This window comes from Nevskia sp. (assembly GCF_023266035.1).
Classification (GTDB): Bacteria; Pseudomonadota; Gammaproteobacteria; order Nevskiales; family Nevskiaceae; genus Nevskia.
In genome coordinates, this window is sequence record NZ_JAHFRY010000076.1 from 1 (window position 1) to 23,731 (window position 23,731).

At 62.3% G+C, this 23,731-nt stretch carries 24 protein-coding genes and 1 pseudogene; 12 read left to right on the forward strand and 13 right to left on the reverse strand.

What is annotated here, in order from left to right; genetic code table 11:
• Together aroC and Q0D45_RS12745 are read left to right on the forward strand one after the other, a co-directional pair.
• A partial coding sequence (gene aroC, locus Q0D45_RS12740) for a chorismate synthase (protein ID WP_293393382.1) occupies nt 1-803 on the forward strand: 803 nt, incomplete at its 5' end.
• A 4-nt stretch (nt 804-807) separates the two neighbouring features.
• The gene (locus tag Q0D45_RS12745; protein WP_293393384.1) at nt 808-1,263 is read left to right on the forward strand and encodes a DUF4265 domain-containing protein; all 456 of its coding nucleotides are present in this window, start codon (nt 808-810) and stop codon (nt 1,261-1,263) included.
• 412 nt (nt 1,264-1,675) lie between these two features.
• Here Q0D45_RS12745 and Q0D45_RS12750 read toward each other — a convergent pair whose 3' ends face one another.
• From Q0D45_RS12750 to Q0D45_RS12785, 8 genes are all read right to left on the reverse strand, one after another.
• Nucleotides 1,676-2,164, reverse strand: a complete 489-nt coding sequence (locus Q0D45_RS12750; protein WP_293393386.1) for a phage virion morphogenesis protein — start codon at nt 2,162-2,164, stop codon at nt 1,676-1,678.
• A 118-nt stretch (nt 2,165-2,282) separates the two neighbouring features.
• Nucleotides 2,283-3,524 (reverse strand): phage minor head protein, encoded by a 1,242-nt coding sequence (locus tag Q0D45_RS12755; protein WP_293393388.1) that lies wholly within the window; start codon nt 3,522-3,524, stop codon nt 2,283-2,285.
• A gap of 115 nt (nt 3,525-3,639) precedes the next feature.
• The gene (locus Q0D45_RS12760; protein ID WP_293393390.1) at nt 3,640-5,100 is read right to left on the reverse strand and encodes a DUF935 domain-containing protein; all 1,461 of its coding nucleotides are present in this window, start codon (nt 5,098-5,100) and stop codon (nt 3,640-3,642) included.
• A gap of 3 nt (nt 5,101-5,103) precedes the next feature.
• Nucleotides 5,104-6,627 carry a terminase family protein gene (locus tag Q0D45_RS12765; protein WP_293393392.1) on the reverse strand — a complete coding sequence of 508 codons (1,524 nt, stop codon included), beginning with the start codon at nt 6,625-6,627 and terminating at the stop codon, nt 5,104-5,106.
• On the reverse strand, nt 6,624-7,178 hold the full coding sequence (locus Q0D45_RS12770; protein ID WP_293393393.1) for a DUF3486 family protein: 555 nt from the start codon (nt 7,176-7,178) through the stop codon (nt 6,624-6,626). Before Q0D45_RS12770 ends, Q0D45_RS12765 begins: the two co-directional genes overlap by 4 nt.
• Nucleotides 7,179-7,433, reverse strand: a complete 255-nt coding sequence (locus tag Q0D45_RS12775; protein ID WP_366946442.1) for an ArsR family transcriptional regulator — start codon at nt 7,431-7,433, stop codon at nt 7,179-7,181.
• Nucleotides 7,434-7,482: 49 nt separating this feature from the next.
• Entirely contained in the window at nt 7,483-7,827 is a 345-nt protein-coding gene (locus Q0D45_RS12780) for a hypothetical protein (RefSeq protein ID WP_293393397.1), read from the reverse strand.
• Nucleotides 7,824-8,144, reverse strand: a complete 321-nt coding sequence (locus tag Q0D45_RS12785; protein WP_293393399.1) for a hypothetical protein — start codon at nt 8,142-8,144, stop codon at nt 7,824-7,826. The genes Q0D45_RS12780 and Q0D45_RS12785 overlap by 4 nt, the downstream gene beginning before the upstream one ends.
• On the opposite strand from Q0D45_RS12785, the gene Q0D45_RS12790 reads away from it, so the two are divergent.
• Nucleotides 8,143-8,376 carry a hypothetical protein gene (locus tag Q0D45_RS12790; RefSeq protein WP_293393400.1) on the forward strand — a complete coding sequence of 78 codons (234 nt, stop codon included), beginning with the start codon at nt 8,143-8,145 and terminating at the stop codon, nt 8,374-8,376. The genes Q0D45_RS12785 and Q0D45_RS12790 overlap by 2 nt on opposite strands.
• 26 nt (nt 8,377-8,402) lie before the next feature.
• Here Q0D45_RS12790 and Q0D45_RS12795 read toward each other — a convergent pair whose 3' ends face one another.
• Together Q0D45_RS12795 and Q0D45_RS12800 are read right to left on the reverse strand one after the other, a co-directional pair.
• Entirely contained in the window at nt 8,403-8,627 is a 225-nt protein-coding gene (locus Q0D45_RS12795) for a hypothetical protein (RefSeq protein WP_293393401.1), read from the reverse strand.
• Complete coding sequence (locus tag Q0D45_RS12800) at nt 8,627-9,139, reverse strand: N-acetylmuramoyl-L-alanine amidase (protein WP_293393403.1); 513 nt, start codon at nt 9,137-9,139, stop codon at nt 8,627-8,629. Before Q0D45_RS12800 ends, Q0D45_RS12795 begins: the two co-directional genes overlap by 1 nt.
• A 92-nt stretch (nt 9,140-9,231) precedes the next feature.
• On the opposite strand from Q0D45_RS12800, the gene Q0D45_RS12805 reads away from it, so the two are divergent.
• Together Q0D45_RS12805 and Q0D45_RS12810 are read left to right on the forward strand one after the other, a co-directional pair.
• Nucleotides 9,232-10,377: a hypothetical protein gene (locus tag Q0D45_RS12805; RefSeq protein ID WP_293393405.1), complete on the forward strand. Its 1,146-nt coding sequence runs from the start codon at nt 9,232-9,234 to the stop codon at nt 10,375-10,377.
• 7 nt (nt 10,378-10,384) lie between these two features.
• A complete protein-coding gene (locus Q0D45_RS12810; RefSeq protein ID WP_293393407.1) occupies nt 10,385-10,690 on the forward strand; it encodes a hypothetical protein in 306 nt (101 codons plus the stop codon).
• Nucleotides 10,691-10,740: 50 nt separating this feature from the next.
• On the opposite strand, the gene Q0D45_RS12815 is transcribed toward Q0D45_RS12810, so the two are convergent.
• Nucleotides 10,741-11,163 (reverse strand): hypothetical protein, encoded by a 423-nt coding sequence (locus Q0D45_RS12815; RefSeq protein ID WP_293393409.1) that lies wholly within the window; start codon nt 11,161-11,163, stop codon nt 10,741-10,743.
• Nucleotides 11,160-11,660, reverse strand: coding sequence for a helix-turn-helix transcriptional regulator (locus Q0D45_RS12820; protein ID WP_293393411.1), 501 nt, complete (start codon nt 11,658-11,660; stop codon nt 11,160-11,162). Before Q0D45_RS12820 ends, Q0D45_RS12815 begins: the two co-directional genes overlap by 4 nt.
• 49 nt (nt 11,661-11,709) lie before the next feature.
• Between Q0D45_RS12820 and Q0D45_RS12825 the strand changes: the two genes are divergently transcribed.
• The 5 genes from Q0D45_RS12825 (at nt 11,710) to Q0D45_RS12845 (ending at nt 18,785) form a co-directional block, all read left to right on the forward strand.
• The gene (locus Q0D45_RS12825) at nt 11,710-12,018 is read left to right on the forward strand and encodes a hypothetical protein (RefSeq protein ID WP_293393413.1); all 309 of its coding nucleotides are present in this window, start codon (nt 11,710-11,712) and stop codon (nt 12,016-12,018) included.
• Nucleotides 12,015-13,067, forward strand: coding sequence for a hypothetical protein (locus Q0D45_RS12830; protein ID WP_293393415.1), 1,053 nt, complete (start codon nt 12,015-12,017; stop codon nt 13,065-13,067). Before Q0D45_RS12825 ends, Q0D45_RS12830 begins: the two co-directional genes overlap by 4 nt.
• A 3-nt stretch (nt 13,068-13,070) precedes the next feature.
• A complete protein-coding gene (locus Q0D45_RS12835) occupies nt 13,071-14,924 on the forward strand; it encodes a Mu transposase C-terminal domain-containing protein (protein WP_293393417.1) in 1,854 nt (617 codons plus the stop codon).
• On the forward strand, nt 14,921-15,622 hold the full coding sequence (locus tag Q0D45_RS12840) for an ATP-binding protein (RefSeq protein ID WP_293393419.1): 702 nt from the start codon (nt 14,921-14,923) through the stop codon (nt 15,620-15,622). Before Q0D45_RS12835 ends, Q0D45_RS12840 begins: the two co-directional genes overlap by 4 nt.
• A gap of 241 nt (nt 15,623-15,863) precedes the next feature.
• Nucleotides 15,864-18,785 carry a Tn3 family transposase gene (locus Q0D45_RS12845; RefSeq protein WP_293393421.1) on the forward strand — a complete coding sequence of 974 codons (2,922 nt, stop codon included), beginning with the start codon at nt 15,864-15,866 and terminating at the stop codon, nt 18,783-18,785.
• Nucleotides 18,786-18,840: 55 nt separating this feature from the next.
• Here Q0D45_RS12845 and Q0D45_RS12850 read toward each other — a convergent pair whose 3' ends face one another.
• On the reverse strand, nt 18,841-20,700 hold the full coding sequence (locus tag Q0D45_RS12850) for a DUF4209 domain-containing protein (RefSeq protein ID WP_293393423.1): 1,860 nt from the start codon (nt 20,698-20,700) through the stop codon (nt 18,841-18,843).
• A gap of 972 nt (nt 20,701-21,672) precedes the next feature.
• Here Q0D45_RS12850 and Q0D45_RS12855 point away from each other — a divergent pair.
• Both Q0D45_RS12855 and Q0D45_RS12860 read left to right on the forward strand, forming a co-directional pair.
• The gene (locus Q0D45_RS12855; RefSeq protein WP_293393425.1) at nt 21,673-23,481 is read left to right on the forward strand and encodes a TolC family protein; all 1,809 of its coding nucleotides are present in this window, start codon (nt 21,673-21,675) and stop codon (nt 23,479-23,481) included.
• A gap of 46 nt (nt 23,482-23,527) precedes the next feature.
• Nucleotides 23,528-23,731 (forward strand): annotated as a pseudogene (locus Q0D45_RS12860) (hypothetical protein); the annotation flags it as partial.

A 23,731-nucleotide genomic window follows, 5' to 3' on the forward strand; every position in this document is an offset into this window, starting at 1 on the left:
AGATCAAGGACGTGTTCCGTCCCAACCACGCGGACTACGCCTATACCCAGAAATACGGCTTCCGTGATCCGCGCGGTGGTGGTCGCTCCTCTGCCCGCGAAACCGCCGTGCGAGTCGCCGCCGCGGCGATCGCCAAGAAGTGGCTGCAGCAGAAATTCGGCATCGAGATCCGCGGCTGGTGCGCGCAGATCGGCGAGCATCCGATGGCAGTCAAGGACTGGGCGCAGGTCGAACAGAACCCGTTCTTCTGCGGCGACGTCGAGATGATCCCGACGCTGGAGGCCTACATTGACCAGCTGCGCCGTGACGGCGATTCGGTCGGCGCCCGAGTCAACGTCATCGCCACGAAAGTGCCGCCGGGCCTCGGCGAACCGGTATTCGATCGCCTCGATGCCGAACTGGCGTTCGGGCTGATGAGCATCAATGCGGTGAAAGGTGTGGAGATCGGCGACGGCTTCGGCGTGATCAACCAGCGCGGTACCGAAGGCCGTGACGAGATGACGCCGGAAGGCTTTCTTGCCAATCACTCAGGCGGCGTTTCGGGCGGGAGTTCGACTGGTCAGGACATCGTCTGCTGGATCGCGATCAAGCCGACATCAAGCATCACCACGCCGGGCAAGACCATCGATTCAGACGGCAACGCTACCGAGATGCGGACGACAGGGCGGCATGATCCCTGTGTCGGCATTCGGGCTACGCCGATCGCGGAGGCGATGGTGGCGCTGGTGCTGATGGATCATGCGCTGAGGCAGCGGGGGCAGAATGGGGATGTGGTTGTTGGGACGCCGGTGATTCCCGCATAGTCCCATGAGCACTAGCCATCCTGATCTCGCGAAGGTGCTCTTCAGAGTTCGAGACGAGAGCGAAGTTGAAGCCTTGTGGGCGAAGCCAGTCGGCCTTGATCTATACGAACTCGACAACTCGCCTTTCTACGCCTACGGAGTGTCTTGGAAGGACGTTGTATTGGCGCCTTACAGCCCAGCTGACGGCATGGCGGTGTTTCAGGCAATTGCGAAGAAATCGGGACACCGGACTATTCGTGTCGCCCTGGAATTCCCTTATGAAGCAGGCAATCAGTCAGCGGCAGAAATCGACGCTTTGGTCGACATGGGTTGCAGCTTCGAAGGTTCGAATAGATGCCTTATGTCGGTTGATATTCCTCCTACTGTCGACCTCGGCAGCATTCGTGATCGTCTAATTGATCGTGGTCTGAAGTGGGAGTACGGCGATCCCACGTACGAAGAACTGTTCCCAGAGCTATAGCCCGTAGGTCGGGAAAGCGGCTTCATCGCGCATCCCGACGGATTTGATACCGGTTCGATTGATGTGCTTTTGGACTTGATCAGCCTGCTGTTTTGTTTGCTGACTTCACCGAACTATTCCGCGCTGTTGCGCGGGTAACTTTCTTCAAACGCATGAAGAAAGTCACCAAAGAAGTGCGCCCCGCGGCATGCCGCCGACTCGCGAGAAGCAAAGGCGCGAGTCGGTTCCCTGTGCTTCTCGCGCTCTCCGGGGCGCCGCGCCGACAGTGTTTGCTGACGTATGGTTTGGAGCATGGGAAAGAGCGGGAAAAAGTGGGTTAAATCGGGATAAACAAAAGAAAATTGGCCGATTTTCCACAACCATCAGCAGACGTTAGGTTTGGCACATATTTCCGGCCGCGAAGCGCTGCACTTCAACCGAAATCGTCGACCGCGTCCGTCAGGTGCTCGATGACCAACCGCGCGGCTTCCTCGTTGTCTTCGTCCGACATCCCGTAGACCGGCCTGGCCACAATCCCGCGCTTCGGGTCGCCGAACTGGTGCGTGGCGGCGTACTCCCGATCCGAGCCGATCAGCAGCAACTCGCCGTCGACCTGATACCTGGTCAGCCTTCGCAGATCGCGGGTCAGCTCCAGGATGTTGCCCGGATCGGTGACCGCTCCCGATCGCTTCGTAGCCTTGCCGGCCGCCTTCCGCTCGGCGTACTCCTCGCTGACCGGCGCCCAGGGCGTGCCGTCCGGCGCTTCGCGTCGATCGAAGCGCTCGTCGACCGAGAGCAGCAGGTATTCGCCGATGTCTTCGAGCAGCGGCTCAGGGTGCTGCAGAAGGCGCTCGATCCGCGCGAATGCCTGGTCGAAGGTCAGCAGGCCACGGAGGTCAATATCTACGATTGCGCCGGCCATGCCGCACCTCCGTGGTACGCTTTTGTGGTGACGCCCGACGGTAAGTCTCCCAGCCGGCGCGGTCTGCCCAGGCAGAAACAGCGGCGTAAGTGAGGAGGTTGGAGCCCTCGCACGGTCGTCACCTCGAATCCTTGAGCAAGGCATAGCCCTTGTTCTTCGCGCGCCGCTTCTCGCGCGCCAGGTCGGCCGGCGAGCTACGCCGGAACGACTTCAGATAGAGCCCCTTCCCGGTGGCCGTCTGCTGCAAGACCGCCTGCAGGTAGCGTTCACCTTCGCGCACCCAGACCGTGATCGCGTCGCTCTCGCGAATGACCACGCTCGCCTCATCGATGACCGCCTGCACCTGCAGATAGTCGGCGGCGGCCAGTTCCTGGCCTTCGCGCGCCACCGCCTGCTTGATCACGTCGTAATCCGAGACGTGCACCGTCTGCGTCTCGACGCCGAGGAGCGCGCGATTCGCGGGTGATAGCGTGGCCACGGCGAACTGCTCGTCCTGGCCCAGCTGTTTGCGCAGTGCCGGCAGCAGCTCGCTCTTCTGCAGGTTCGCGATCTCCGGCGAACGCCGCGCCGCAGCCACACGGCCTTCGATGCTCTGATGCCAGCGATCGAAGACCCCGGAGCGCAGGTTCTGCGCGACCACGCCACGCGCGATCGGCTCCGGGTACTTGTCCAGGTTCGGATGAAAGCGCCGGCCTGGCGCGTACTGAAAGCCCGGATCGATGCCCTTCGGCACGCGCACCGTCTGCGGATTGCCGCTGCGCTTGCCGATCACGCGGTCTTCGTACTCAATCGCCGGGCCTGGCGTCACCTTCAGCCCGCGCCGCTCGACATCTCGAGCACTGACCATGAACTTCTTGCATTTGCAGCCCCAGCCGTTCGCCGGGCTGTGCGAAGCCCACCACGGGTCATCGAGCGGCACCACCATGCCGTCCCAGGCGACGTGTTCCGGGCGCTCGTTCGGGCTGGCGTAGTGCTTGTACATGCCGAACGGCCGGCGCTTTCGCAGTGCCGGGTCGGCCATTTGCGCTTCGCGGCCGGCGTTGTAACTCTGGTTGAGATTGGTCTCGTAGATGACCTGGGCGCGCCAGTTCGCGCCACCGTTGTAGGCCCAGCCGTGCTTCGCGGCGATGTTCCTGAAATCGGCTTTGAAAGCCTCAAAACCGATGCCATCCGCGACGACGCGATCAACCGACGTGCGCAGATCGGTCAGCAAGTCGGCTTTCATCGCGCCGGCCACGACGAACGCCTGATCGTGCTGCGCGCCTTGGATGTCGGTGTAGCTTGCGGTCGGCAGATTCAGCTTCTGCCGGAAGAACGCGATCTGTTCCTTGAACGGCAGGCTGCCGTAGGAGGTCGCCACGTCAGACGCCCAGCAGCAGCTCGTAGCGGCCGGCGAGATTCGCGGCCGTCAGGCCCTGCGTCAGCAGCTCGGCAAGCGCCTTGTCGTCGAGATCGGCGTAGGCGTCGAGCAGCTTCTAGCGGAACTCCTCGAACGAGTTCGAGGCGTCCAGCATCTGCTGGATCGGCGCGATCAGAGCCTCGACCACCGGGTCTGCGTCGCCGGTCAGTCGGCCGGTCTGCAGGTCCGTCGTCGACGGCTCCGGCTTCGCCTCGGCGTTCTTGGCCTTGAGCGGTGGTTTCACCGGCTGGCCGTTTTTGTCGAGCGGTTCGGGCTCAGGCTTGGCGGCTGAAGGCGGCATCAGCAGACGTGCACCTTTCCCCGGCTCCGGCAAGCCGAACTTGTCGCGGATCACGCTCTGTTCCACCTCCAGGCCGAGCGGCACCAGCTTGTCGAGCGCGGAAACCAGGCCCGCCAAGTCTTCCGGCTCCGGCACGTTGATGCAGATCTTCGGGTACTTTTTCTGCGGCCCGAAATTCAGGTCGATGACCGGCCGGGTCAGCGCCTGGTTCAGCGTCGCCGCCAGCTGCTTGGCGTCCTTTTTCTGGATGTCCTCGCGGACTTCGTTGTGCACCTTGGCTTGAGCCAGGCCGCTGCCGCCACCGCTGTCGGTGGTCATCGTCTGGCCGAGCACGCACTTGCTCACCTGCTTGTCGATGTACAAGCACAGGCGCTCGAAGACATCGGCACCGCCGCCGTTCTTGGCCACTTCCTGGAACTCGATCTTCATCGACTCCGGCAGCACCGCTGCGGCATCGGTTCCGAGGTTGGCCACAGCCATCTTCAGGACGCGAATGTCGTCATCGTTGGCGCTGGCGTTGTAGCGGCCCACGCGCAGCGGCATGCCGAACACTTCGGCGAACGCCACCCAGTCTTTCATCGCGTAGGCTTTGCAGATCCACGCGAAGGCCACCATGCGCGCCAGGCCGCCGCGAATCGGCAGGCCGGTCTTGATGCGCGGCGTGTGCACCAGGAACTTGAACGGCGCCAGCGCCAGGCCATCCGTCACGTTCTCGGTATCGCGAAGTCGCAGCTCGCGGAGGCTGATGCGGTCGAACATGAACCAGCGCGGGTCGCGGTGCTCGAAGGCCTGCGGCATCCACTGCCGCTCGCTGGTATCCCAGATGATCTCGTTCACGCTGTAAGACTTGCCCAGGGCGTCGAGCTGCTCCTCCAGCATGGTCTCGAACGCCGGCATTGCGACGATCTGCTCGATGAACTCAGCGTGCTCCACGGCCTCGGCTGATTCGTCGGCGGCTTCCACCGTCACCTGCAGGCCGGTCACCGCCTGCTTGCGGTTGGCGAGCACGGCCGCGTAGTGCAGATCGCGCTCCTCCATTTCCTCGGCCAGCGTCAGGTAGCTGTCGGCATCGCCTTCCACGGCCTGGCGCAGTACGCCGGCCAGCGCGGCCGGTGTCAGGCCCAGGGCAATGCTGGACTGCCACACCTGGCGCACGCCGGACATCGTCGGCGTCGCGATCTCGCGCTTCAGATCAGCCAACACGATCGGGCGGCCGTACTGGTCAACGATGGCCATGTTTCAAATCACTCCTGATCGAGAGCGGAATCCGCCAGTGATGCGGACGCCGCGAAAATCGTCGCCATCGCTGGCGCCATGAACGCCACCCTGGCGGGTGAGCTTCACGGCGTCATAGCGATACGGCTGGTAAATCTCCTGGCGCGAGGCGGCGTGGCTCAGGAGCATCGCGATGCCGGCGTCGCCGTGGCGCTTCTGGCCGCGCTTGTCGGTGACGCGAAGGTCCGGCACGCGTGGCACGCCCTTGACCAGGCGAAACGCCGACAGGTCGTTCAGCACTTCGTCATCGGCCGGCAGGCTGATGCTGTCGTCCTCGAAGCCAGCCTTGAACGGCCCGGTGTTCTCGCGGTACCAGGTCTCGCTGAACTTCACTTCGGTGATCTGCATTTCGCCGTAGCGCTGTTTCGCCACCTCGGCCAGATAGGCACCGTTGCCGCCGGCGTCGAGCATGCCGTGGCTGAAGCGCGGCAGGCGGTCGACCATGTAGAACAGGATCTGCTCTTGCGCCTTGAACGGCGTGTTGCCGAGTTCAACCAGGAACGGAAAATCACGCCGCAAGGTGCCGCCGATCTGCAGCGGCGCGATCACCGTCAGATCGCTGACACGCGCGAAATCGAGGCCAAAGCAGCTGGGCCGATTGGGGTCGAGCAAAGCGAGCTGGGGGCGCAGCTCGGCATCACAGAAATCGCGAACCTCGGCCTTGAGCGTGTGCTCGGGCCAAAGCTCCATGCCGTCCGGCGCGCGCCAGCGAACCACCGGGCGATCCTTGACCATGCGGGCTTCGATCAGCACGCGCGGCAGCCACACGCCGCCGCCCTTGCTGGGAACGCAGAACAGTTCCTCGTCGGCGGCATCGCGGTAGAACTTCACCAGCTCGTCGCGCCAGGCAGCCTCAGCCTCGGGGCTCCATTCCTTGTTGAGCTTCAGGCAAATGCGCTTGAACAGGCCTTCGCCCAGCGCATCGTCCAGCGTGATCCGGTGCAGCGAGTAGTCCACGCGGCCGGCGCGGATGTCTTTGACCAGCGTGTTGAACTCGTTTTCCTCGCCATCGTGCGTCGAGACGATGCGCACCTTGCCGCCCCACATCAGCAGCGCGATGGCGGCTTTCAGCAGTTCCTTCAGCAGCTGGTGGAACGCCGCTTCGTCCAGGATCACGCGGCCCTGTTTGCCGCGAAGGTTCGACGGCCGGCTGCTTAGCGCCGTGATGCGCTTGCCGCTGGCAAAGCGAATCTGAAAGCTGAGGATGTCCTTCTCCTCGTCGTCGATCAGCACCTCTTCGGCTTCGCCGCAGGCCACGTTGAAATGCTTGGCCCAGAACGCGCAGTCCCGGATGAACTCCTGGGCCATGTCCTTGTTGTAGCCCACGTACCAGCAATCCATGCCGTTTTCATAGCCGGCATCGAGCACGCTGGCGCAGGCTTCCGCCCAGGACAAGCCGACGCGGCGGCTCTTCTCGCAGACCGCCACCGGAGATTCATCGGCCACCCAGCGTTGCTGGTAGGGCAGCAGAACATCGGGCGCGATCACGCGGCGATCCCGAGAATTCCGCGCTTGATCTCCTCGCGCGTTGCGGCCTTCATGCCGCCCTTCGCCGCGATCTTTTCGACCACCTTGGCGGCCTCTTCCAGCGCCAACTTGCGGGCCTTCAACTCGCGTTCAAAGCTGGTTTTCGTAGCGGATTCCAGGCGCTGCATCGCGAGCGCCAGGGCCCCGATGGCGCCAGGGTCCAGCAGCGCCTTGGGCTGGCCGGTTTCGTCATCGATCTCGGTCAGGTCCAGCGTCACGTCGAAGGCGAGCGTGCGCAGCATCTCCATCACCACACGGCCAATGTCGCCTTGCGGCTCCTTGCCGATCTTCGCCGCCCACACCGCCGCGATCTCTCGGCTTTCGCGCATGCGCTTGCCGATCTGATCGAACTTCTGGTGATAGCGGCCGACAGAGCTTTTGCTGACGGACGCGCCGAGCGCGCGTAGCTGTTCCGTGATCTCGGCGATGGTGAAACGGCCATCCCGCAGCAGATCGTCCAGCACCTCGCGGATAGCTGGATCGAGCGTGGCGATCGATGGCTTGCGGCTCATTTAAGCGCCCGGCCCCGGCCGCTTCACGCCCGGTACCGTGGCATGGCCCTGCGCCGCATCCAGGCCGCGCGCGGTCAGCTTGGCCACCACGATGGTCACCATCGGCGTAGACGTGATCAGCCCTTGCTCGGCCAGCCAGGCCAGCTCGGTGTGCACGCTGTCGCGGCTCATCGTGTGGCCGAACGAAGCCAGGGCGCTCTGCAGCACGCTGCTGTTCGCCTCATAACCTTCAACCTCGGCAAGCAGGCGCAGCATCACCAGTCGACGATCTTCGGTAAGGCTTTCGCGGAAAGACTTGGTCACGTCAGGAGTTCCGGTTCAACAGGTGTTCTTGGATTAGTCCGAGCTGGCGATTCAATCCCCCCAGCTCGGCCCGCACGTTTCCCGCGAGGCCGGCAACCTCCCTGGAGATCGCGCTCATGCCTTCACGGATCGCCGTCAGGTCTTCAGCCTTCGGTGCGTGGCGTTGCGCCTGCTCGACCACCGTCAGGCGCTCCCCGGCGACCTTCTGCCAGGCCTCGATCGTGTCGATGGTTTCGTTGGTCACGTTGCTGCGGCGATGCAGCCACACAAACACGACGGTGCCGGCACTGCAGAGGCCGCTGAGGATCGACCACACTGTGGCGGGGCTGATCTCGTCGAAGCTCATGGCGTTGCTTCCCGGTGCCAGCGAATCAGCGCCTGCAGCTGCTCGCGCGTCTCGAAACAGGCCTGGGCGTTCACCGCGTGGTTGTCCAGCAGTTGGGCCAGCGGGATGTCGGCGTCCTGGTCATCGGCCGCCGTCCGGTTCGGGATCAGCGGCGCCAGGTCGGCCGGTGGCGTCAGCAGCACCTCCGGGGCCGGCGGGCAGAGCCGTTCCACCTGTAAGGGCGTCGTTCCACAGGCGCACAAAGCCGGCAGTAAAAACGCAGCGAGGCAGCGGCTGTAGAGGCGCAGATGGCGCCTCTCGATACGCGACAACAACATGGGGAATCCTCCGGACAATTTCTTGGTACCGGACGCTGGTCGCGGCCCGGCGCAGCACGTAGTCGCCCGCGAGCTGGGCATTGCGTTCATGGCGGTCAACCAGCCACGTCAGGTCGGCGGCGGTGGCCACGGCCGCCTGTGCGGCGTGCGCGCGTTCGCTGGAATTGAAGCCAGCCCGCCAGGTCAGCCAGAACGGCAACAGCGCGGCCAGGACGATCGCAAGCCGCCGTAAAAGATGCGCGACCACAGGGGTCGCGATCACCGGAGTTCGTCCGGTTTGCGAGCCCCTGTCGGTCGCTTTTTAATCGTGTGCAACGTGTAGTTCGCCACGGCCAGGGAGAAGGCCAGGAAGGCGAACGAGCGCGGGCTCAATGCCGGCCCGAGCAGGTGCAGGTTGTCCACCGCTACGGCCACAAGGCCGACGGCGAGATTGACCAGCACGGTCAGCCGGCGGGGACGGCGCGGTAGGCGCTTGAGCGTCATCAGGTGGCATCCAGAACGTGTGCCGTTTCCGGGCGCATGCCATTGGCAAGCCAGGCCGCCACGTCGAAGCCTGGGCAGCGCTTCAGCCATTCATCGGAGGTGATGCGACCGTCGCCGTTCTTGTCAGGCGACAGATCGCGGTGGCCGACCACTTCCATTTCGGGCAAGAACTCGATCAGTGCCCCAACCTGATTCCGAAGCGCCAGCCACTGTGCTGGCGTAAACGAATCGGTGCCCACCATGCACAGGCCCAGGCTGTTGATGTTGGCGCCCACGACGTGCGCGCCAATCTCGCCTTCGCTGCGGCCGGTGCTGGTCGCGCCGTCGACGCCGATCACGAAGTGATAGCCGATGTGCTTCAGCGTCGGGTTCCAGCGCAGCACAGCAGCAGGCGCGCGATGAAAGCCGCGCGCCTTGTGCCAGGCATCGATCTCGGCAATGGAAACAGGGCGACCGTTCGGCGACGCCGAACAGTGAATGACCAGCCGGGTGATGGCGCGGGGGTTCGTCATGGCGCGCATCGTTGCGCGCGCGAGGCTGTGAATCAGCCGAGGAAATTTTTCCTCATGAAGGCTTCAGCTGCTAGCTGCATCGAGCTTCTGCGATGCGTGTCGCTTTAAAAGGGTTGAACGCCACCCGATGGGTGCTGGTGGCCGTCACACTAGCGCCTGGGGAAATCAACCAGGAGCACCGCTTGCAAAGTACGGTTTTGGTCATTGGGGCAGGTGCCAGCGCTGAACTGCATTTTCCTGTAGGCACGGGGCTCGCCTCACGAATATCGACTACTTCGCGGATCAGCTTCGATGCCGCCCGGCACTCCGAATTTCCGCAGAACGCTGAATTCTTCTCTATCGCACAAGCTGCACTGGCTAAGTTCCGCAAATACTCAGGTGATGCAGCTGTAGCGCTCGAAAAAATGCGGCAGCTCAGCCTCGGAGTGCAATTAGCAAGCTCCATCGACAACTACCTGCATCTGCACCAATCGGACGAAGCGCTGGTCATGCTCGGCAAGTTGGCAATTGCATACGAGATCGCGGGATTGGAACAAGGCAGCGCACTTGCTGAGTTTCGGCAGGATGGCACGCGGAGGTCGAGTGCACTTCCGATGGATACCTGGCACATAAGCTTCTTCAGGGCTGTCACCGAACAATGCCCCCTTATAGAGCTTCCAGAGCGCTTTAAGGCCGTCACGATTATCTCGTTCAACTACGACCGAGTGTTCGAAAAATTCCTGCTGCGCGCCATCATGGAGCAGTACAACACCGACGAAAGCGCGGCTGCCGCCGCGATGAAGCCATTGGTGATTTATCACCCATACGGCAGTCTGGGTCGCTTGAAGACCGAGGACCCTGTCGGCGGGTGGCCTTATGGAGAGCGCCTTTTCACCGATAACGTCATCAAAATGGCCGGTGCGATTCGTACTTTCACGGAGGGCATGGAAGCAAACGATGTGCAGCAGCACACTGTCGGCGAACGCTTGCGTAGCGCGGATAGGACCGTCTTTCTTGGCTTCGGCTTTCTTCCAGCCAATATGAAATTACTGGACTCATTGATCGGTGACAAAAAAGGGATGGTGCCCTATGGGCGGTTTGCCTATGGCACCTGCTTCAAAGCGTCGATTTACAACGAAAGACATTACAAGGAGGCTTTGGCCAAGCTGCTTCACATAGGGCCTGAGTACGTTGAGTTGAAGGACTTGGAATGTAGAGATTTTTTTCCTTATTTCTTGGAAGGTCTACGCTTCGTCTGATGTACCCATGAACTCCCGACTGAACATCGCGATACTGGGAGTCTCGGCATGGTTGGCGTGCTCAGCCGCGCTGGCCAAAGCCCCCTCTTGCGACGATCCGACCGGCTGGCAAGAGCTGAACGACTTGCGTCGCGAGAAGGCCGATCAGCCGATCGGACAGGACATCGAGTACCTGTACCAGTACCGGGTATTTATCTGCAGCCAGATCGCGGCTGGCAGGTTGGCTCAGCCGGAGGGTTTCGCGCTATTCGAAGCAGAGCGCCGCAGGCTTGTAGAGCGATTGCGCCGAGCTGCTGCGGGTATTGGAAGTTAGCGCGAGATCCGCTGGGTGCAAATGCCTAAAACTAGCGCCCAGCGTCAGGATCAATGCCCATCGGCAACGATAGTGATGGCCAAGGCCACCGAGATGTCTTGCGGCTTTTCGATTTTCTTGGTCCGGTTGGCGACCTCAAGTAGATCGAGCATCGTCCATCTCCGGCCGTAGCTCTCCAGGGCAGCCTTGCGAGCCTCGGCAACCATATCTGCCACCTTCAGCTCGGTAGTAGACGCCCGACCAGCAATGGCACCGAGCAGGTAGTTCGCGCGTCGCACGTCCACGTCACCCTTGGACGGCCAAGCATTGCGATCCAGTGCCACCACGCGCTCCGCTATTGAGTGCTCTTCCTGCACTTGAACGTACTTGGCGGGCGGCGATGTTTTCTCGCGCCACCCCGAGTAAACCATCAGTCCGATCAGTCCCAGGCCGAACACGATGAACATCCGTGCGGCGGTTTGCAGTTGCTTCACTTCACCGTCTCCTTGATCTGCTGCTCGATCCCGGTGATCAGCAGCGCGACGTTCTCCTGGCTCACCCCGTGCGCGAAAACCACCGCCTTCAGCGATTCGCGCAGCAGCTTGGTCGGTGTGAACCCGACCTCAGCCAGCACCTCATCCACCAACTTCGCCGTGCGCCGGTAGCGCACACCGAAAGCTTCTACCCGTGGATCTTGAGCTGGATCGCTGCCCGGAACTGCGAACGGTTCCGCAATCTCTGCGCGAACACCTGTCCGGTAAGCGTTTTTTGAGACGACGTGATCTGTATCACGCAACAACAGCCAATCCCCTCCGAAGCGTTCCTCAATTTGTCCTAAAAGAGCTTCGGTGGGCGCTGATCGACCTCGTTCGATGTCCTGAATTTTGCTCGGTTTGACCCCGAACATTTCAGCGAAAGCCTCTCTAGAAATCCGCTTCTTCGTTCGAAGGCCGAGGACTCGCGTTCCTATATCCGGCGGTATTTCGCGCATGTCCTAAATATCCCTTGACGTGTCCTAATTACTGTCCTAAATTGCTCGCATGCAAAGAGCAAATCGCAAGCAAGTATTAGGCAACTCACCACGGCCCACAACGCGCCGGGCGCGGCAACTCGCCGCCGACGGTGTTGTTGGCCGCACGGACATCGCCCCTGGCCTGGAGCTGTACCGCGCCGTGCGGGCCTCTGTGGTGATGCGGGGCCAGAGCTTCGTGCAGTTCTGCGCCGAGCAATCGGTTGACCGCAGCTGGGCGCAACAGGCGCTCACCGGTGGCCGCGACGGCAAGAAAGCCAAGGCGCTGCGCGAGCAGCTGGTGCAGGCCGCCGGCCTGCATACGGATTCCATCGGTTGATCCAAGGGACCATGAAAAAGACCTCAACAACTGCAGTCGCGGCAATCAACAAAGCCGAGGCGCTGCCGGTGCCGGCAGCCCTCGGTGATTACCTTCGCGGGGCGCTCGGCAAGCTAGATGCCGAGCTGATGGGCGCCACGGCGGATCAGGCCTGGCAGGCGGCGCAGCGCGGCCTGGAGATGGAAACGGCCGGCAAAATTCTGGCGGGCCGGGCCTTCATCCACCTGCGCGATTCGCTGGACAAACAGCAGTTCGCCGCAGGGCTCGCCGAGCGCGGCCTGCCCAGGCGCTCCGCGTACTACGCGATCGAGGTTTACAACCTGTTCGCGGCGATGCCGGACGGCGCAAGTGTGCAAGCGCTTGCACAACTCGGCGTCACCAAGGCGATGGCATTCGCCTCCTGGGCGCATGACGACGTGGCTGCCCTGGCACACGGCGAGGAAGTACACGGTCTCACGCTCGAAGCCGTCGCCGATGCCACCACTCGCGAACTCGAAACCCTCACCAAGCAGGCCCTGCAAAAGGGCGCTGAGGTCGAGAAGCTCAAGACCGAATCGGCCAACCTGAAAACCCAGCTTGAAACCGCCCGCATGGAGCGGGACCGCGCGCTCAAGCAGGCCAAGTACCTGCTCGCCGAAGAGGACATGCCGCACTTCGCGTTGACCGCCCGGCAAGAGGCGATGGCGCACACCGAAGGCATGACCCTGGCGCTGGACATGCTGGCCGATGTCAGTGCCCAGGCGGTGTTCACACAGATCACCCATCCCGAGGCCAACCGCTTTCAGCCCATCGTCGCAGCGACGATCTACTACGCGCTCGGCGGCGTGCTGGCCCGCGTCGTCGACCAGATGCACCTGCTCGAAGAGCGGTTCGATGCGGCAGACCAGGTCGCTTTGTCCGGCATGCCGTTCAATCCCGGCGAGCTGAAGCTCTTTCATGAGACCCGCGAGCGCATTGCCGGCCGCATGGAATCAGACGCCCGAAAGCGCGACGCGAAGCGCGAAAACAACCGGCCGGGCAAGGTCGGCCGCAAGCGGAACGAGGGCTAAGCAATGGCCGCTCTGCTCAAGTTCCCAGGCCGCGACGCCCCCATCGCCGAGCGCGTCACAGATCCGTTCCTGGCGATGCCGCTGGCCGCCCGCGAAGAGGCGCAGCGCTGCCTCAGCATCATTCGCCCGGCGCTCACCCGCATCAGCCAGCAGGGCGTCAGCATTCGCGCCGCTGCGGCCTGGCTGGCCGCGTCCTTCGCGGAAGGCGAGCCCAGCGCCCGCACGCTGGCCCGCTGGCTGACGCAGTACCAGACCGGCGGCATCGTCGCCCTGGCGCCGCAGTACAAGGGCCGGCCGCGCCAGGCGCGCGGTTGGGAAGCGCGGGCCATGCACCTGTTCGCCCAGCCGCAGCGGCCGAACTACGCCACGGTGGCCTTGTGGCTCCGGCAGGAAGGCTTCGAGGACGCCAGCGAGCATCTGGTGCGCCGCTACCTCAAGAGCCTTCCGAGTGACGCCAGCGACACCTCGCGCAAGCGGGTAGGCGCCCACTACTACCAGCAGAACATCAAGCCGCATGTGGTGCGCGATAGCAGCGTGCTGCCGGTGGGCTTCGTGTACGAGGGCGACGGCCACACCTGCGATGTCTACGTGGCGCACCCCGCCACCGGCCGCGCCTACCGCCCGGAGCTGACGGTCTGGGTGGACGTGCGCTCGCACAGGGTCGTCGGCTGGTGGCTGAGCGAGAGCGAATCCGCCGAGACCACGCTGTTCAGTCTGAGCCACGCGCTGATCGGCCATGACCACACGCCGTCCTTCGTGCACTGCGACGTAGGCAGCGGCTTCAAGGCCCGGCTGATGACCGACGACGTCAGCGGCTTCCTTCGCCGCTTCGACATCGCCCCGATGTTCGCGCTGCCCGGCAACGCCAAGGGCAAGGGCCTGATCGAAGGCTTCTTTCACTGGTTCGAGGAGCGCTGCGGCAAGCGCTTCAGCACCTTCTGCGGCCATTGCCGCACGGACGATGCCTTGCGCCACCTGCGCCAGCGCGTCGAGAAGGGCGTGGTCAAGCTGCCGTCCCTGGTCGACTACGCCCAGGCGGTGAAGGACTACTTCGACTTCTACAACGGCAACCCGCAGCGCGGGCTGGACGATCTCAGCCCGAACGATCTCTGGCAGACGCTGGAACGCGTACCGCTGGAAGTGCCGAGTGTCGCGGTGGTGCGCCCGCGCGAAACCCGCAAGGTGGTGCGCTGGAGCCTGGCGCTGCACGGCCGCACCTACCGCGCCGACGAGCTGGCGCAGTTCGAGGGCCGCGAGGTGCTCGTCGAGTACTCCCTGCATGACGACAGCCTGGTCTGGGTGTTCGATGAAAAGGGCCGCTTCATCGTCGAAGCCCAGCTCAACGAAAAGATGCCGTGGCTCAGCGACAGCCGCATCCAGGACGGCCTGGAGCGCCGCGCCGCCGGCCAGCGCAAGCGCCTGCAGGTGAAGCTGGACGAAGTCGACGCCCGCAGCCGCAAACCGATCAGCGCGGCGTCAATGCTCGATGCCCTGGACGCGCCTGCAGCCACACCCAGGGCGATCGAAATGCCGGACAGCCGCAGCCCGATCCCGGCACTGCCGATGCCTGCACCAGCCGTGTCGCTGCAGATCGTCCGGCCGCTCGATCAGGCAGCCCACGCGGCCACCGTCGCGGCCTGCGAAGCCGCACCGGTGCCGATGGAAACTCAGTCCCAGCGCTTCGCGCGCTGCCTGCAGCTCAGCGCCCGGCGCGATGCCGGCCTGCCGCTCGCCGAGGCCGATGCCGCTTGGCTGGCGATCTACGAAACCACGCCCGATTACACCGCCGCCCGGATGGTGTTCGAGGACTTCGGCTCGCTCTCCGGCGTGCCTAACAACAACGAGGGGAACCCATGAAATCCAAGACGCTGCCGGTCAAGAACATCACGCGGCTTGCCACCGCCACGGAAGCGCTGATGACCCGCGCACCGGGTGCGCCCGGCATGGGCCTCGTCCACGGCCATAGCGGCTTCGGCAAGACCACCGCCATCGCCTGGATGAACAACAAGAAAAACGGCGTGTACGTGCGCGCGCTCGCCACCTGGACGCCGAGCGCCATGCTCACCGCCATCCTTCGCGAGCTACGCCGCAGCCCGCGCGGCAGCTGCTCGCTGATGACCGAGGACATCGTCGAGGAGCTGGGCCGCACGGGCCGGCCGCTGTTCATCGACGAGGCCGACTACCTGGTCAGCTCGATGAAGCTCACCGAGACCCTGCGCGACATCCACGACATCTCGCTGGTGCCGGTGGTGCTGGTCGGCATGGACAAGATCGAAGACCGCCTGCGCCATCGCAAGCAGCTGATCGGTCGCCTGGCGCAGAACGTCCGCTTCGAGCCGGCCGATGCCGAAGACGCCCAGCTGCTAGCCAGCCAGCTCTGCGAAGTCACCGTGAAGCCGGACCTGATCGGCCTGCTGCACGACAAGAGCGGCGGCAGCGTGCGCAACATCGTCGTCGGCCTGGCGCGCATCGAGCAGAAGGCGCGCGCCCTGGGCCTGGGCGAGATCGACCGCAAGCAGTTCGGCACGTCCGAGCTGTTCACCGGGGCGCAGTGATGCCGAAGCCGGGGTCATCTGGTTGAAGAAGGAAAAAGCGGCGGTTTGCGATTCGATATAAATCAATAACTTACAAGCATTATTTTCAGATAACCTATAATAATCAATAGGTTATGGTGGCTCCCCAAGTTTGCGCGCAAGCGAAGCCCACAGACTGGCCGGCTCGAAGACCGGACTGGGTTCAGTATTTATTCCCAGAGCGCGCTGATAAATTCGGGCAACTCCGTCACAGGGGATGTCAATGTCGCAGTGGAAAGAACGGTTTCTTGGGATCGATGAACTGCCTGGCGAATTGACCCCCTTCGAGATGGAGGAGTTTTTTACGCTCGTACCCAAGGACATCGAGGCGATCTGCGCGGGGTTCAACAAGCAGTTCAGGATTGCTGTTGCGATCCAGCTTGGGTTTGTCCGGCTGTCGGGTTGCCGACTCAACTCCTTCAATACCCTCCCTCGACCGCTGCTGAAGTTCGTTGGTGATCAGCTGGGCTTGGAAGCGCCGTCTATCGCTTCAATTCGAGGGATCTACAAACGTAAGAATACCCGCATTCAACATCAAGCCTGGGCGATGACCTATCTGGGAATCCAGGCCATTACCAAAAGGCAGGAAGCCATGCTGCTCGCTGCCATGCGGGCTGCGAGCAATGGCACGAGTTCGGTTGACCGGCTGATAGATCTCGCCTGTCGATGGCTGGTGGATCGCAAGCTGCTGATCCCTGGTCTTTATGCGATTCGGGAACTTTGCGTCCGAGCTTCAAGTGATACCGAGCAGTCCATCTACGTCACGATCTGCAAGGTGACGACGCCGGAGCAACGCCAAGCTTGGGAAGACGCACTGCTCGCCAACCGCAAGGACGGTCGGTCTAGCCTGGAGTGGTTGCAAAGTGCGCCTCGGCGACGCTCTCCGAAAAATGTCGCGTCGATGTTCGAGAAGATCGACTTCCTGACCGGCCTTAGTATCCACACGGTTGATCTGCCCGACGTTTCCTCGCAGCGGCTGCAGGACTATGCGCGCCTGATGCAGCAGCGAAGCCCGCGAAGCTTCAGGCGTCTGAAGCCGGAATCGCAAATCCTGCAGCTGGTGTCGTTTCTCAAGGTCAGCCTCAGCCAAGCCTCAGATGCCGTGATCCAGTTGACCGGAAAAATGACCTCCGACATCGTCAGCCGCGCAGCCCAAAACGTCAAAAAGGCCGATGCCACCACCGTCGTGAGCTATCGCGAGGCGCTCACCGCCATCTTCGGCATGGCGAACGACGAAAAGCTTGGGGCAACTGCGCTGCGCGAGAAGATTCTCGAATTTCAGCAGACCTTCGGCGACAAGGTGTTCCCGACTCGGGCTGCAGCGGTGCGTTCGGAATTGGTTGATCAGAACAAGTCGATCCGCCCACTTCTCAAGCGGCTGGCCAATCTGGATGTCAAAGGCAACGACGACGACAAAGGTCTCGCCGGGCTCGGCACCCTTCGCGATCTCTACGAGAAAAACCGCACGGCCCTGCCGGACAATGTAAAAGGTCATTCCAAACTCTGGGAACCCCTGGTTGGCGAGCAAGCGGATCGCGAGCGCGCGATGCGCGCGTTCGAGGCAGAGACCCTTTTGAATCTCAGGAAAGGCTTCCGTCGTGGCAGCTGCTGGGTGGACTACAGCAACACTTTCCGCGATCGCGACCATCTGCTGATTCCGGCTGCCGACTGGGAAAAGCAGAGGCGCCGCCACTATGGCCTGCTGCGTCTCCCCAACAACGTCGACGACTATCTCAATCCCTTGATCAAGGCCGCTGAGCAAGGGCTTAAAGCAGTCGCTTCGGCGCTGAGGCGCGGCGAGCTGGACATCAAGGAAAACGACATCAGCCTCGACCGTCTTGAGGCCGAGGGAGAGGCGCCCGAAGTCGCCGCAGTGCGCGTCATGATCGATCAGGAGATCGGTAGCATCCAGCTGCCCGAGCTGATGCTTGAGATGGATGTGCTGACGCGGTTTTCCAAAGCACTGCAAGGCCGGCTTCCGAGAAGCGATCGCGAGTTGCTCCTGAACTATGCCGGCGTCCTGGGTTTGGGTACGGACATGACAGCTTCGGGTGTCGCCATGATGGTGACGGAGCTGTCTTCAGTGGATGTTGCAGGCGCGATGAAGGGCTTGGAGTTCGACAACGCCATCGACAGGGCCAATTCCCTTGTCCTTGAGTTCATCAACCAGCTGCCGATCATCGCGATGTGGGGCGACGGCAAGTCGGCGTCCTCGGACATGATGAGCCTGACGACCTCTCGGCATCTCTGGAACGCAAGACTTGATCCGCGTCGCCAGACGCCTTCCGTGGGCATGTACACCCATGTGCATGATCGCTGGTCGATCATCTACCACCAGCCAATTGTGCTCGGCGAACGCCAGGCTGGTGTCGCCATTGAAGGCGTCATCCGTCAGACGCAGCTGGACCTGAATCGTCTGGCTGTTGATACCCACGGCTACACGGACGTGGCGATGGCTGTTTCCCACGGTCTGGGATTCGACCTCTGCCCGCGCCTCCGCAACTTGCGCGAGCGGCGCTTGACGGTGCCGCGAGGCATGGCCGTTCCTGAATCCATCAAGGAAGTGGTCGATTCGACCCTCAATCTGGAGCATGTACGCGCCCACTGGGACGATCTGGTGCGGGTTCTGGCTTCCATCAGCAATGGAACGATCAGTGCCGTCACTGCTTTGCAGCGATTTGGGTCTGCGGCGCAGGGCGATCCGATCTACCGGGCCGCGCAACAGTTGGGGCGTCTGTTGCGGACAATCTACCTCTGCGACTATTTCACCAATCCGACATTCCGGCGTGAAATTACGAGGCTTTTGAATCGGGGCGAGCACGTCCACACGCTACAGCACGCCATCCATCTCGGGGCGGTGCGGCACGACCGCGGTCGCCGACCCGATGAGATGATTGGCATCTCTGGAGCCCTCACTTTACTTTCCAACCTGGTGATCGCTTGGCAGGCGAATCGCATGCAGGCTGCGGTCACATCGCTGGAGGCAAAAGGGGTCTCAGTCAGCAAAGAAGTGTTGCGCCACATCAGTCCGGTTCGGTATTCCAGCGTCAATTTCCGGGGCACATTCCGTTTTCCGATCGACCGCTACCGGCAGTCGCTGATCATCGATGGAACACCGAGCCTCAAGGTAGTTCGGTCCAACTAGAAGCCCGAGGTCGATCCTCATCACAGTTTGAAGCCTCCGAGAATCCTTGGGCGGTTCAGGACCGGGTATCGGTCGCTTCGATCAATTCAAGAATTCCCAGAAGAAGGACGGAATGCACGACCCAATTGGCCATTGGGATGCCCAGCGCATCCTTGGTCGTCAAGCCATGGGCCAAGTGATTGCGAAGATTGATTCCGCGCGGTTCGCAGTACAGCGCGCGCAGGTGGAATCGGATGTCCTTGGGGACACCTTCCACGAACCTGGGGTGATTCAGGACTGCCCCCATGCCGATCACCTCAAAGCCGCCGGTCAACGGGTTGAACTTGCGGATTGAGCCTCCGGTGAAATCCAGCAAGTCGCGGCAGGCAGCTTCGACTTGCGGTACAAGAACGTGAATCGCCTTCACGGCGTCGGCATCGAACCAAGCCATCAAGCCCTCCCGTAGTAGCGGTTCACGATGCAACGCGAACCACGGAACTGATCGGGCATGTGCGAGAAATGCCTCGATGTCCAGCCCATGTCTCCCTATCGTGTGATGAAGAAGCAGATGCAGTAGCTGCGCTCTCTGCGAAAACTGTTCCGCCGCATGTTTCAAGGTGTGCCCGGCGATATCGTCCTTCACCGAACCGATCGTGGCTTCTGTAAACCCGTCTCGGCCCATGATCGTCGTCGAGAACAAGGACATCAGCGGCGCATGCGCCATCATGGTTTCGACAGACCGCTGCGAACTGTCTTCGGTCAACAAGCACGACTGCGCAACACGACTCAGTGCGTGGTCCGCGGTTTCCCCCGCGACTACGTCGATCCACTTCTGAACCTGCTCCGCCGGGATTTCAACCGTTACGGAGTGGCGAGACATTTCCTGCTTGGCGTCTTTCGCACGCGATACAATCGTGTTTTCTACCCGTTTGGCATCTTCAGTCAGGCCCATGCTGCGGTAGCGCGGCATCAAGTCTTCAAGCCACGCGATTGCGAGCATTGCCGATGCTTTCGCTGCCGCCGCCTCGTAAGCTCCGGCTCCCACCTTGATTACCCTCTGGACTTCTTCCGGGCCGTCAGCCAACAGTTTCGCCAGACGATCGGCCGCTTGCATCGCGGCATGCGGATCGAACGATTCGAGGTTCTCAAGGTTGGCCGAACGGGTCAACGCTTCCTCAAGGCCGGCGATGATCTCCTGAAGTTCTTCGTCGCTGAGATTCAGTTGTCGACGCTTCGTCCGGGTCAGGTCATCCAGACGCCACCACAAGAACCGTTCAGGGCGTGACACGAGAAGGCGTTGGTAGTTGAAGAGGGCTACCTTGGCACGTGCCGTTCGCACCGAGTCGTTGATCGTCAGCGAGAGCTGGACGGCCCGATCAAGGTATTCCCAGCAGTCGTGCTCATCCCTGAGTTGACCACCCTCGACCGCATCCAGGTAGCCATCAATCGCGATGCTGGCAAGCGCGCCAGGATTGCCGATCAGAAATGCCCGTTTGGCGGGACCATCGGCGTCGCGTCGCCGCGCGTTGCCGATCTCCCACGCGAGATCCGCGTAGCGCGCCCTTAACGCTGGGTGTTGCAGCGATAGCGCACGATTCACCCAGTGCTGAATGATGTCGGGGTCGATGTCGACGATATCGGGATTATGGAAATCCGTGCCATCTGCCATCTTTCCTGAAGCCAGCGGCGCCCAGTAGATGCCCCAGGGTCCGGAGTTTGGGTCCGATGACCGCATGAAACGCCAAGCGTTTAACTCGGCAACGACGCCGCGACGTTCGAAATCGGAACAGCTTTCCGACGGTGGTGCAGACGTTACCAGTTGGCTCCACAAGACTTGCTCGTCGAACGGCTCTGTCGAGATATCGGCGGCGTGGATCACATCCTCTAGCGAACGAGGGACTGCAAGCGTTGGATCAGGCTGGGAGGGAATTTGCATAGCGAATTCAATCGGCGAAGAGTTTGGATCGGGATTCCTGCGCACCACTTACAAGGCGTCTACCTGTCCAACCTGCGCAGTGCCTGACCTAGTCAATCGACGATACGGATAGGACGAAACTCGATGCAAGCCGCCGTCAACCGCTTGACTCTGGACTACGGTCCAAGGTTTACCATGCCGTTATGGCGTGCGAGCTAGTTCATCCGCTCGGTGGCGGTCTAGCCACCGCCGTCAATCTTGAACGTCGTTGCACACCCTGCCGATTTCGGTTCAGACTGTTCACATGCCCCTGTTTCGCACCTTGCTGACCGTGCTGTTGGCCTTGAGCTTCTCGCTCCAGGCTGCCGGCGGTATGGCCCGAGGCAAGTGCGATCACACGTCGAGAACGTCGCACCAGGGAGTTGCGGGTCACATAGCTCTTGCCTCGGCCGATGACCCTCACCAGGGACATCACATGACCGGTCACGTCATACCTGACGACGGTGCTGCCAAGGCAAACACAAAGAGTGACTCCGGCTGCAACTGTGATTGCTCGTGCCAGGTCGGTCATTGCGCCAGCCATGGCACGATCTCGGTGGCCAAGTCATCTCAATTCGTTTTGACAGGTCTAGGCGACGATGTTCGCCTACCGCTGATCGTCGTCAATCTGACCGCCGCACACGGGTCAGGTCTGTTGCGTCCACCCAGTATCGCCTGATGTGAAGCCGCGGTCGGCGGCGACGGGTTTCCGTTGCCGTTCGACGCCTTGCTCACCGGGTGCTCCTTGTTTCTCCGGAGCCCCGTCGTCAGGTTGGTCTGGAGGTTCTTGTGTTTTCCATTCGATTTTCCGCGTCCGCGAGCCTGCTCGCGTTGACGCTGGCTGGCTGTGCCAGCCTCCCCGCGGACTGGGGACGCCCTGAGGTCGCGAAGCTGACTGCCGACCGCGGTCGAGCGCTTCCGCAGCCCTCAGATATCGCAGCATTCAACCGCGAGTTGCTCGAAAAGCCGCTGACAGCCACCGCTGCGGTGCAACTGGCGCTGGTCAACAACCCGGCAGTCCGGGCCGAGACCGCACGGTTGGGCTTTGCGGCCGCAGATGTCTACGAAGCGGGCCGTCTTGCCAATCCGGTGTTCTCGTTTGCACTGTTAACCCCGGGGCCACCCGATGCGGTCGCGCGTCAGGTCACGCTCGGCGTCGCCGTCAGCTTCATCGACCTGCTGTTCCTTCCAGCCCGTCAGCGCTATGCCGACACTCAGTTCGAAGCCGCGAAGCTGTCGGTCGGCTCCGTCGCCATCAATCTTGCTGCCGACACCGAGCGCGCCTGGTACGAAGCTGTCGGTGCCCAGCAGCTCGCCGTGATGAGGGAAACCGTTTCGAAGGCGACCCGCGCTTCGGCTGATCTGGCTCAACGATTCGTCGACGCCGGCACCTTGTCCAAGCGAGAGCTGGCGCTGGAACAGGCTGCTGCCAGCCAGGCCTATCTGGATCTGATCGGTGCTCAGGCGAAAGCTGTGGAAACGCGTACGGCGCTCATTCGCCTGATGGGCCTACCAGCGGTCGACGACCGCTGGGTACTCGATGCCCGGCTCGCCGAGCCGCTGGTCGACGAAGACTCGACCGACGAGTTGCTGAAGCTCGCGGTCGACGGGCGGCTTGATGTTGCAGCCGCTGACAAGCGCGCTGCGGCGTTCGCCAGCCGTTACCGGCTGGAACGCCACTCCCGCTTGGTCGACAACATCCAGATCGGCTACCAGCGGCAGAAGGATTACGACGGCAGCGTCAACGACGGCCCGACGCTGTCACTCGGCATCCCGATCTTCAACTGGGGCAGCGGCCGTGTCGCTGCCGCGCAAGCCCAACTCCAGCAGGCGGAAGCCGAACTCGACAGTCTGGTGCTTGATCGCGCCAACGACATCAAGCTCGCCCAGGCGCAGGTCCTGGCAGCCAAGGCGCGTGCCACTGGCTACCGCACGCAGCTGATCCCGCAGCGCGAAGAAGTCGTCGCCAGGATGCAGCAGGAAGTGAACTTCATGTTCATCGGTATCTTTGAACTGCTGGTCGCCAAGCAGCAGGAATACGACGCCTACGCGGGGTATCTGGAGTCGGTACGCGACTACTGGATAGCCCGTGTCGAGCTGGCCCGCGCCGTCGGTCGGAACCTTCCGAGCAGCGCCCAAGCTGCACAGCCGGTGCTCGACCCGGTCCAGCTGATCGTTCCCAAGAGTGGCGGCATGGATCACAGCCAGCACTCGATGGGTGGCATGTCGAAGGACATGCCGGGTATAGACGGCATGAAGGACATGGACCACTCCCAGATGGGAAAGCCAGCCACTCCGGAGGCGGCGCCCGCTTCGAGCAATCCTCACGCCGGCCACAACATGGGCGGCATAACCGAGAAGGAGCCGTCTGCCGAAAAGATGCCTGGCATGGACATGAAGGACATGCCCGGCATGAAGGGCATGGACCACTCCCAGATGGGAAAGCCAGCCACTCCCGAAGCAGCACCGGCTTCGAGCAATCCCCACGCCGGTCATGACATGGGCGGCATGGAGATGAAATCGGAAGCGCCGCCGGACTGCGCGGCCATGAGGAAGATGAACCTTTCCAAGCTCGACCCGACGGTCGTCAAAGCGATGCGCGAACAGTGCAAGGGCTCAGGAAAAAACGGCAGCGCCGCCCCCGTGAGCCCCGATCCGCATGCCGGCCACGACATGAAAGACATGCCGATGAAAGGCATGGATCACGGCACCCCGGACGACGGCGAACCGGCAACCACACCGGAGACCTCGCATGAACACTGAAGCTTTCATCCCTGGCGCATCGCGCCGATCCCACTGGAGTTTTGCCATGAACCACAGCACCCGTTTTCTCTCGATCCTCGTGCTGAGCGTGTCGATGCCGCTCGCTTACGCCCATGACCCCAAAGAGCACGCCAAGGAAGCCGCGGCAGCCAAGGCGGCCCCCGACTGTGCGGCGATGAAGGACATGGATCACTCGAAGATGGACCCGAAGGACCCGGTCATGAAAGCCATGATGGCCAAGTGCAGCGGT

What these genes read in the sequence shown, in the direction of transcription:
- Q0D45_RS12850 (WP_293393423.1), bottom strand. Translation starts at nt 20,700, where the DNA reads ATGCAAATTCCCTCCCAGCCTGATCCAACGCTTGCAGTCCCTCGTTCG.
- Q0D45_RS12775 (WP_366946442.1), bottom strand. Translation starts at nt 7,433, where the DNA reads ATGCTGCGCCTGCTTGCCGAGGTTGAAGGTTATGAGGCGAACAGCAGC.
- Q0D45_RS12845 (WP_293393421.1), top strand. Translation starts at nt 15,864, where the DNA reads ATGTCGCAGTGGAAAGAACGGTTTCTTGGGATCGATGAACTGCCTGGC.
- Q0D45_RS12810 (WP_293393407.1), top strand. Translation starts at nt 10,385, where the DNA reads ATGAACTCCCGACTGAACATCGCGATACTGGGAGTCTCGGCATGGTTG.
- Q0D45_RS12800 (WP_293393403.1), bottom strand. Translation starts at nt 9,139, where the DNA reads ATGACGAACCCCCGCGCCATCACCCGGCTGGTCATTCACTGTTCGGCG.
- Q0D45_RS12780 (WP_293393397.1), bottom strand. Translation starts at nt 7,827, where the DNA reads ATGAGCTTCGACGAGATCAGCCCCGCCACAGTGTGGTCGATCCTCAGC.
- Q0D45_RS12795 (WP_293393401.1), bottom strand. Translation starts at nt 8,627, where the DNA reads ATGACGCTCAAGCGCCTACCGCGCCGTCCCCGCCGGCTGACCGTGCTG.
- Q0D45_RS12835 (WP_293393417.1), top strand. Translation starts at nt 13,071, where the DNA reads ATGGCCGCTCTGCTCAAGTTCCCAGGCCGCGACGCCCCCATCGCCGAG.
- Q0D45_RS12770 (WP_293393393.1), bottom strand. Translation starts at nt 7,178, where the DNA reads ATGAGCCGCAAGCCATCGATCGCCACGCTCGATCCAGCTATCCGCGAG.
- Q0D45_RS12750 (WP_293393386.1), bottom strand. Translation starts at nt 2,164, where the DNA reads ATGGCCGGCGCAATCGTAGATATTGACCTCCGTGGCCTGCTGACCTTC.
- Q0D45_RS12790 (WP_293393400.1), top strand. Translation starts at nt 8,143, where the DNA reads ATGGGGAATCCTCCGGACAATTTCTTGGTACCGGACGCTGGTCGCGGC.
- Q0D45_RS12760 (WP_293393390.1), bottom strand. Translation starts at nt 5,100, where the DNA reads ATGGCCATCGTTGACCAGTACGGCCGCCCGATCGTGTTGGCTGATCTG.
- Q0D45_RS12785 (WP_293393399.1), bottom strand. Translation starts at nt 8,144, where the DNA reads ATGTTGTTGTCGCGTATCGAGAGGCGCCATCTGCGCCTCTACAGCCGC.
- Q0D45_RS12840 (WP_293393419.1), top strand. Translation starts at nt 14,921, where the DNA reads ATGAAATCCAAGACGCTGCCGGTCAAGAACATCACGCGGCTTGCCACC.
- Q0D45_RS12820 (WP_293393411.1), bottom strand. Translation starts at nt 11,660, where the DNA reads ATGCGCGAAATACCGCCGGATATAGGAACGCGAGTCCTCGGCCTTCGA.
- Q0D45_RS12805 (WP_293393405.1), top strand. Translation starts at nt 9,232, where the DNA reads ATGCGTGTCGCTTTAAAAGGGTTGAACGCCACCCGATGGGTGCTGGTG.
- Q0D45_RS12825 (WP_293393413.1), top strand. Translation starts at nt 11,710, where the DNA reads ATGCAAAGAGCAAATCGCAAGCAAGTATTAGGCAACTCACCACGGCCC.
- Q0D45_RS12745 (WP_293393384.1), top strand. Translation starts at nt 808, where the DNA reads ATGAGCACTAGCCATCCTGATCTCGCGAAGGTGCTCTTCAGAGTTCGA.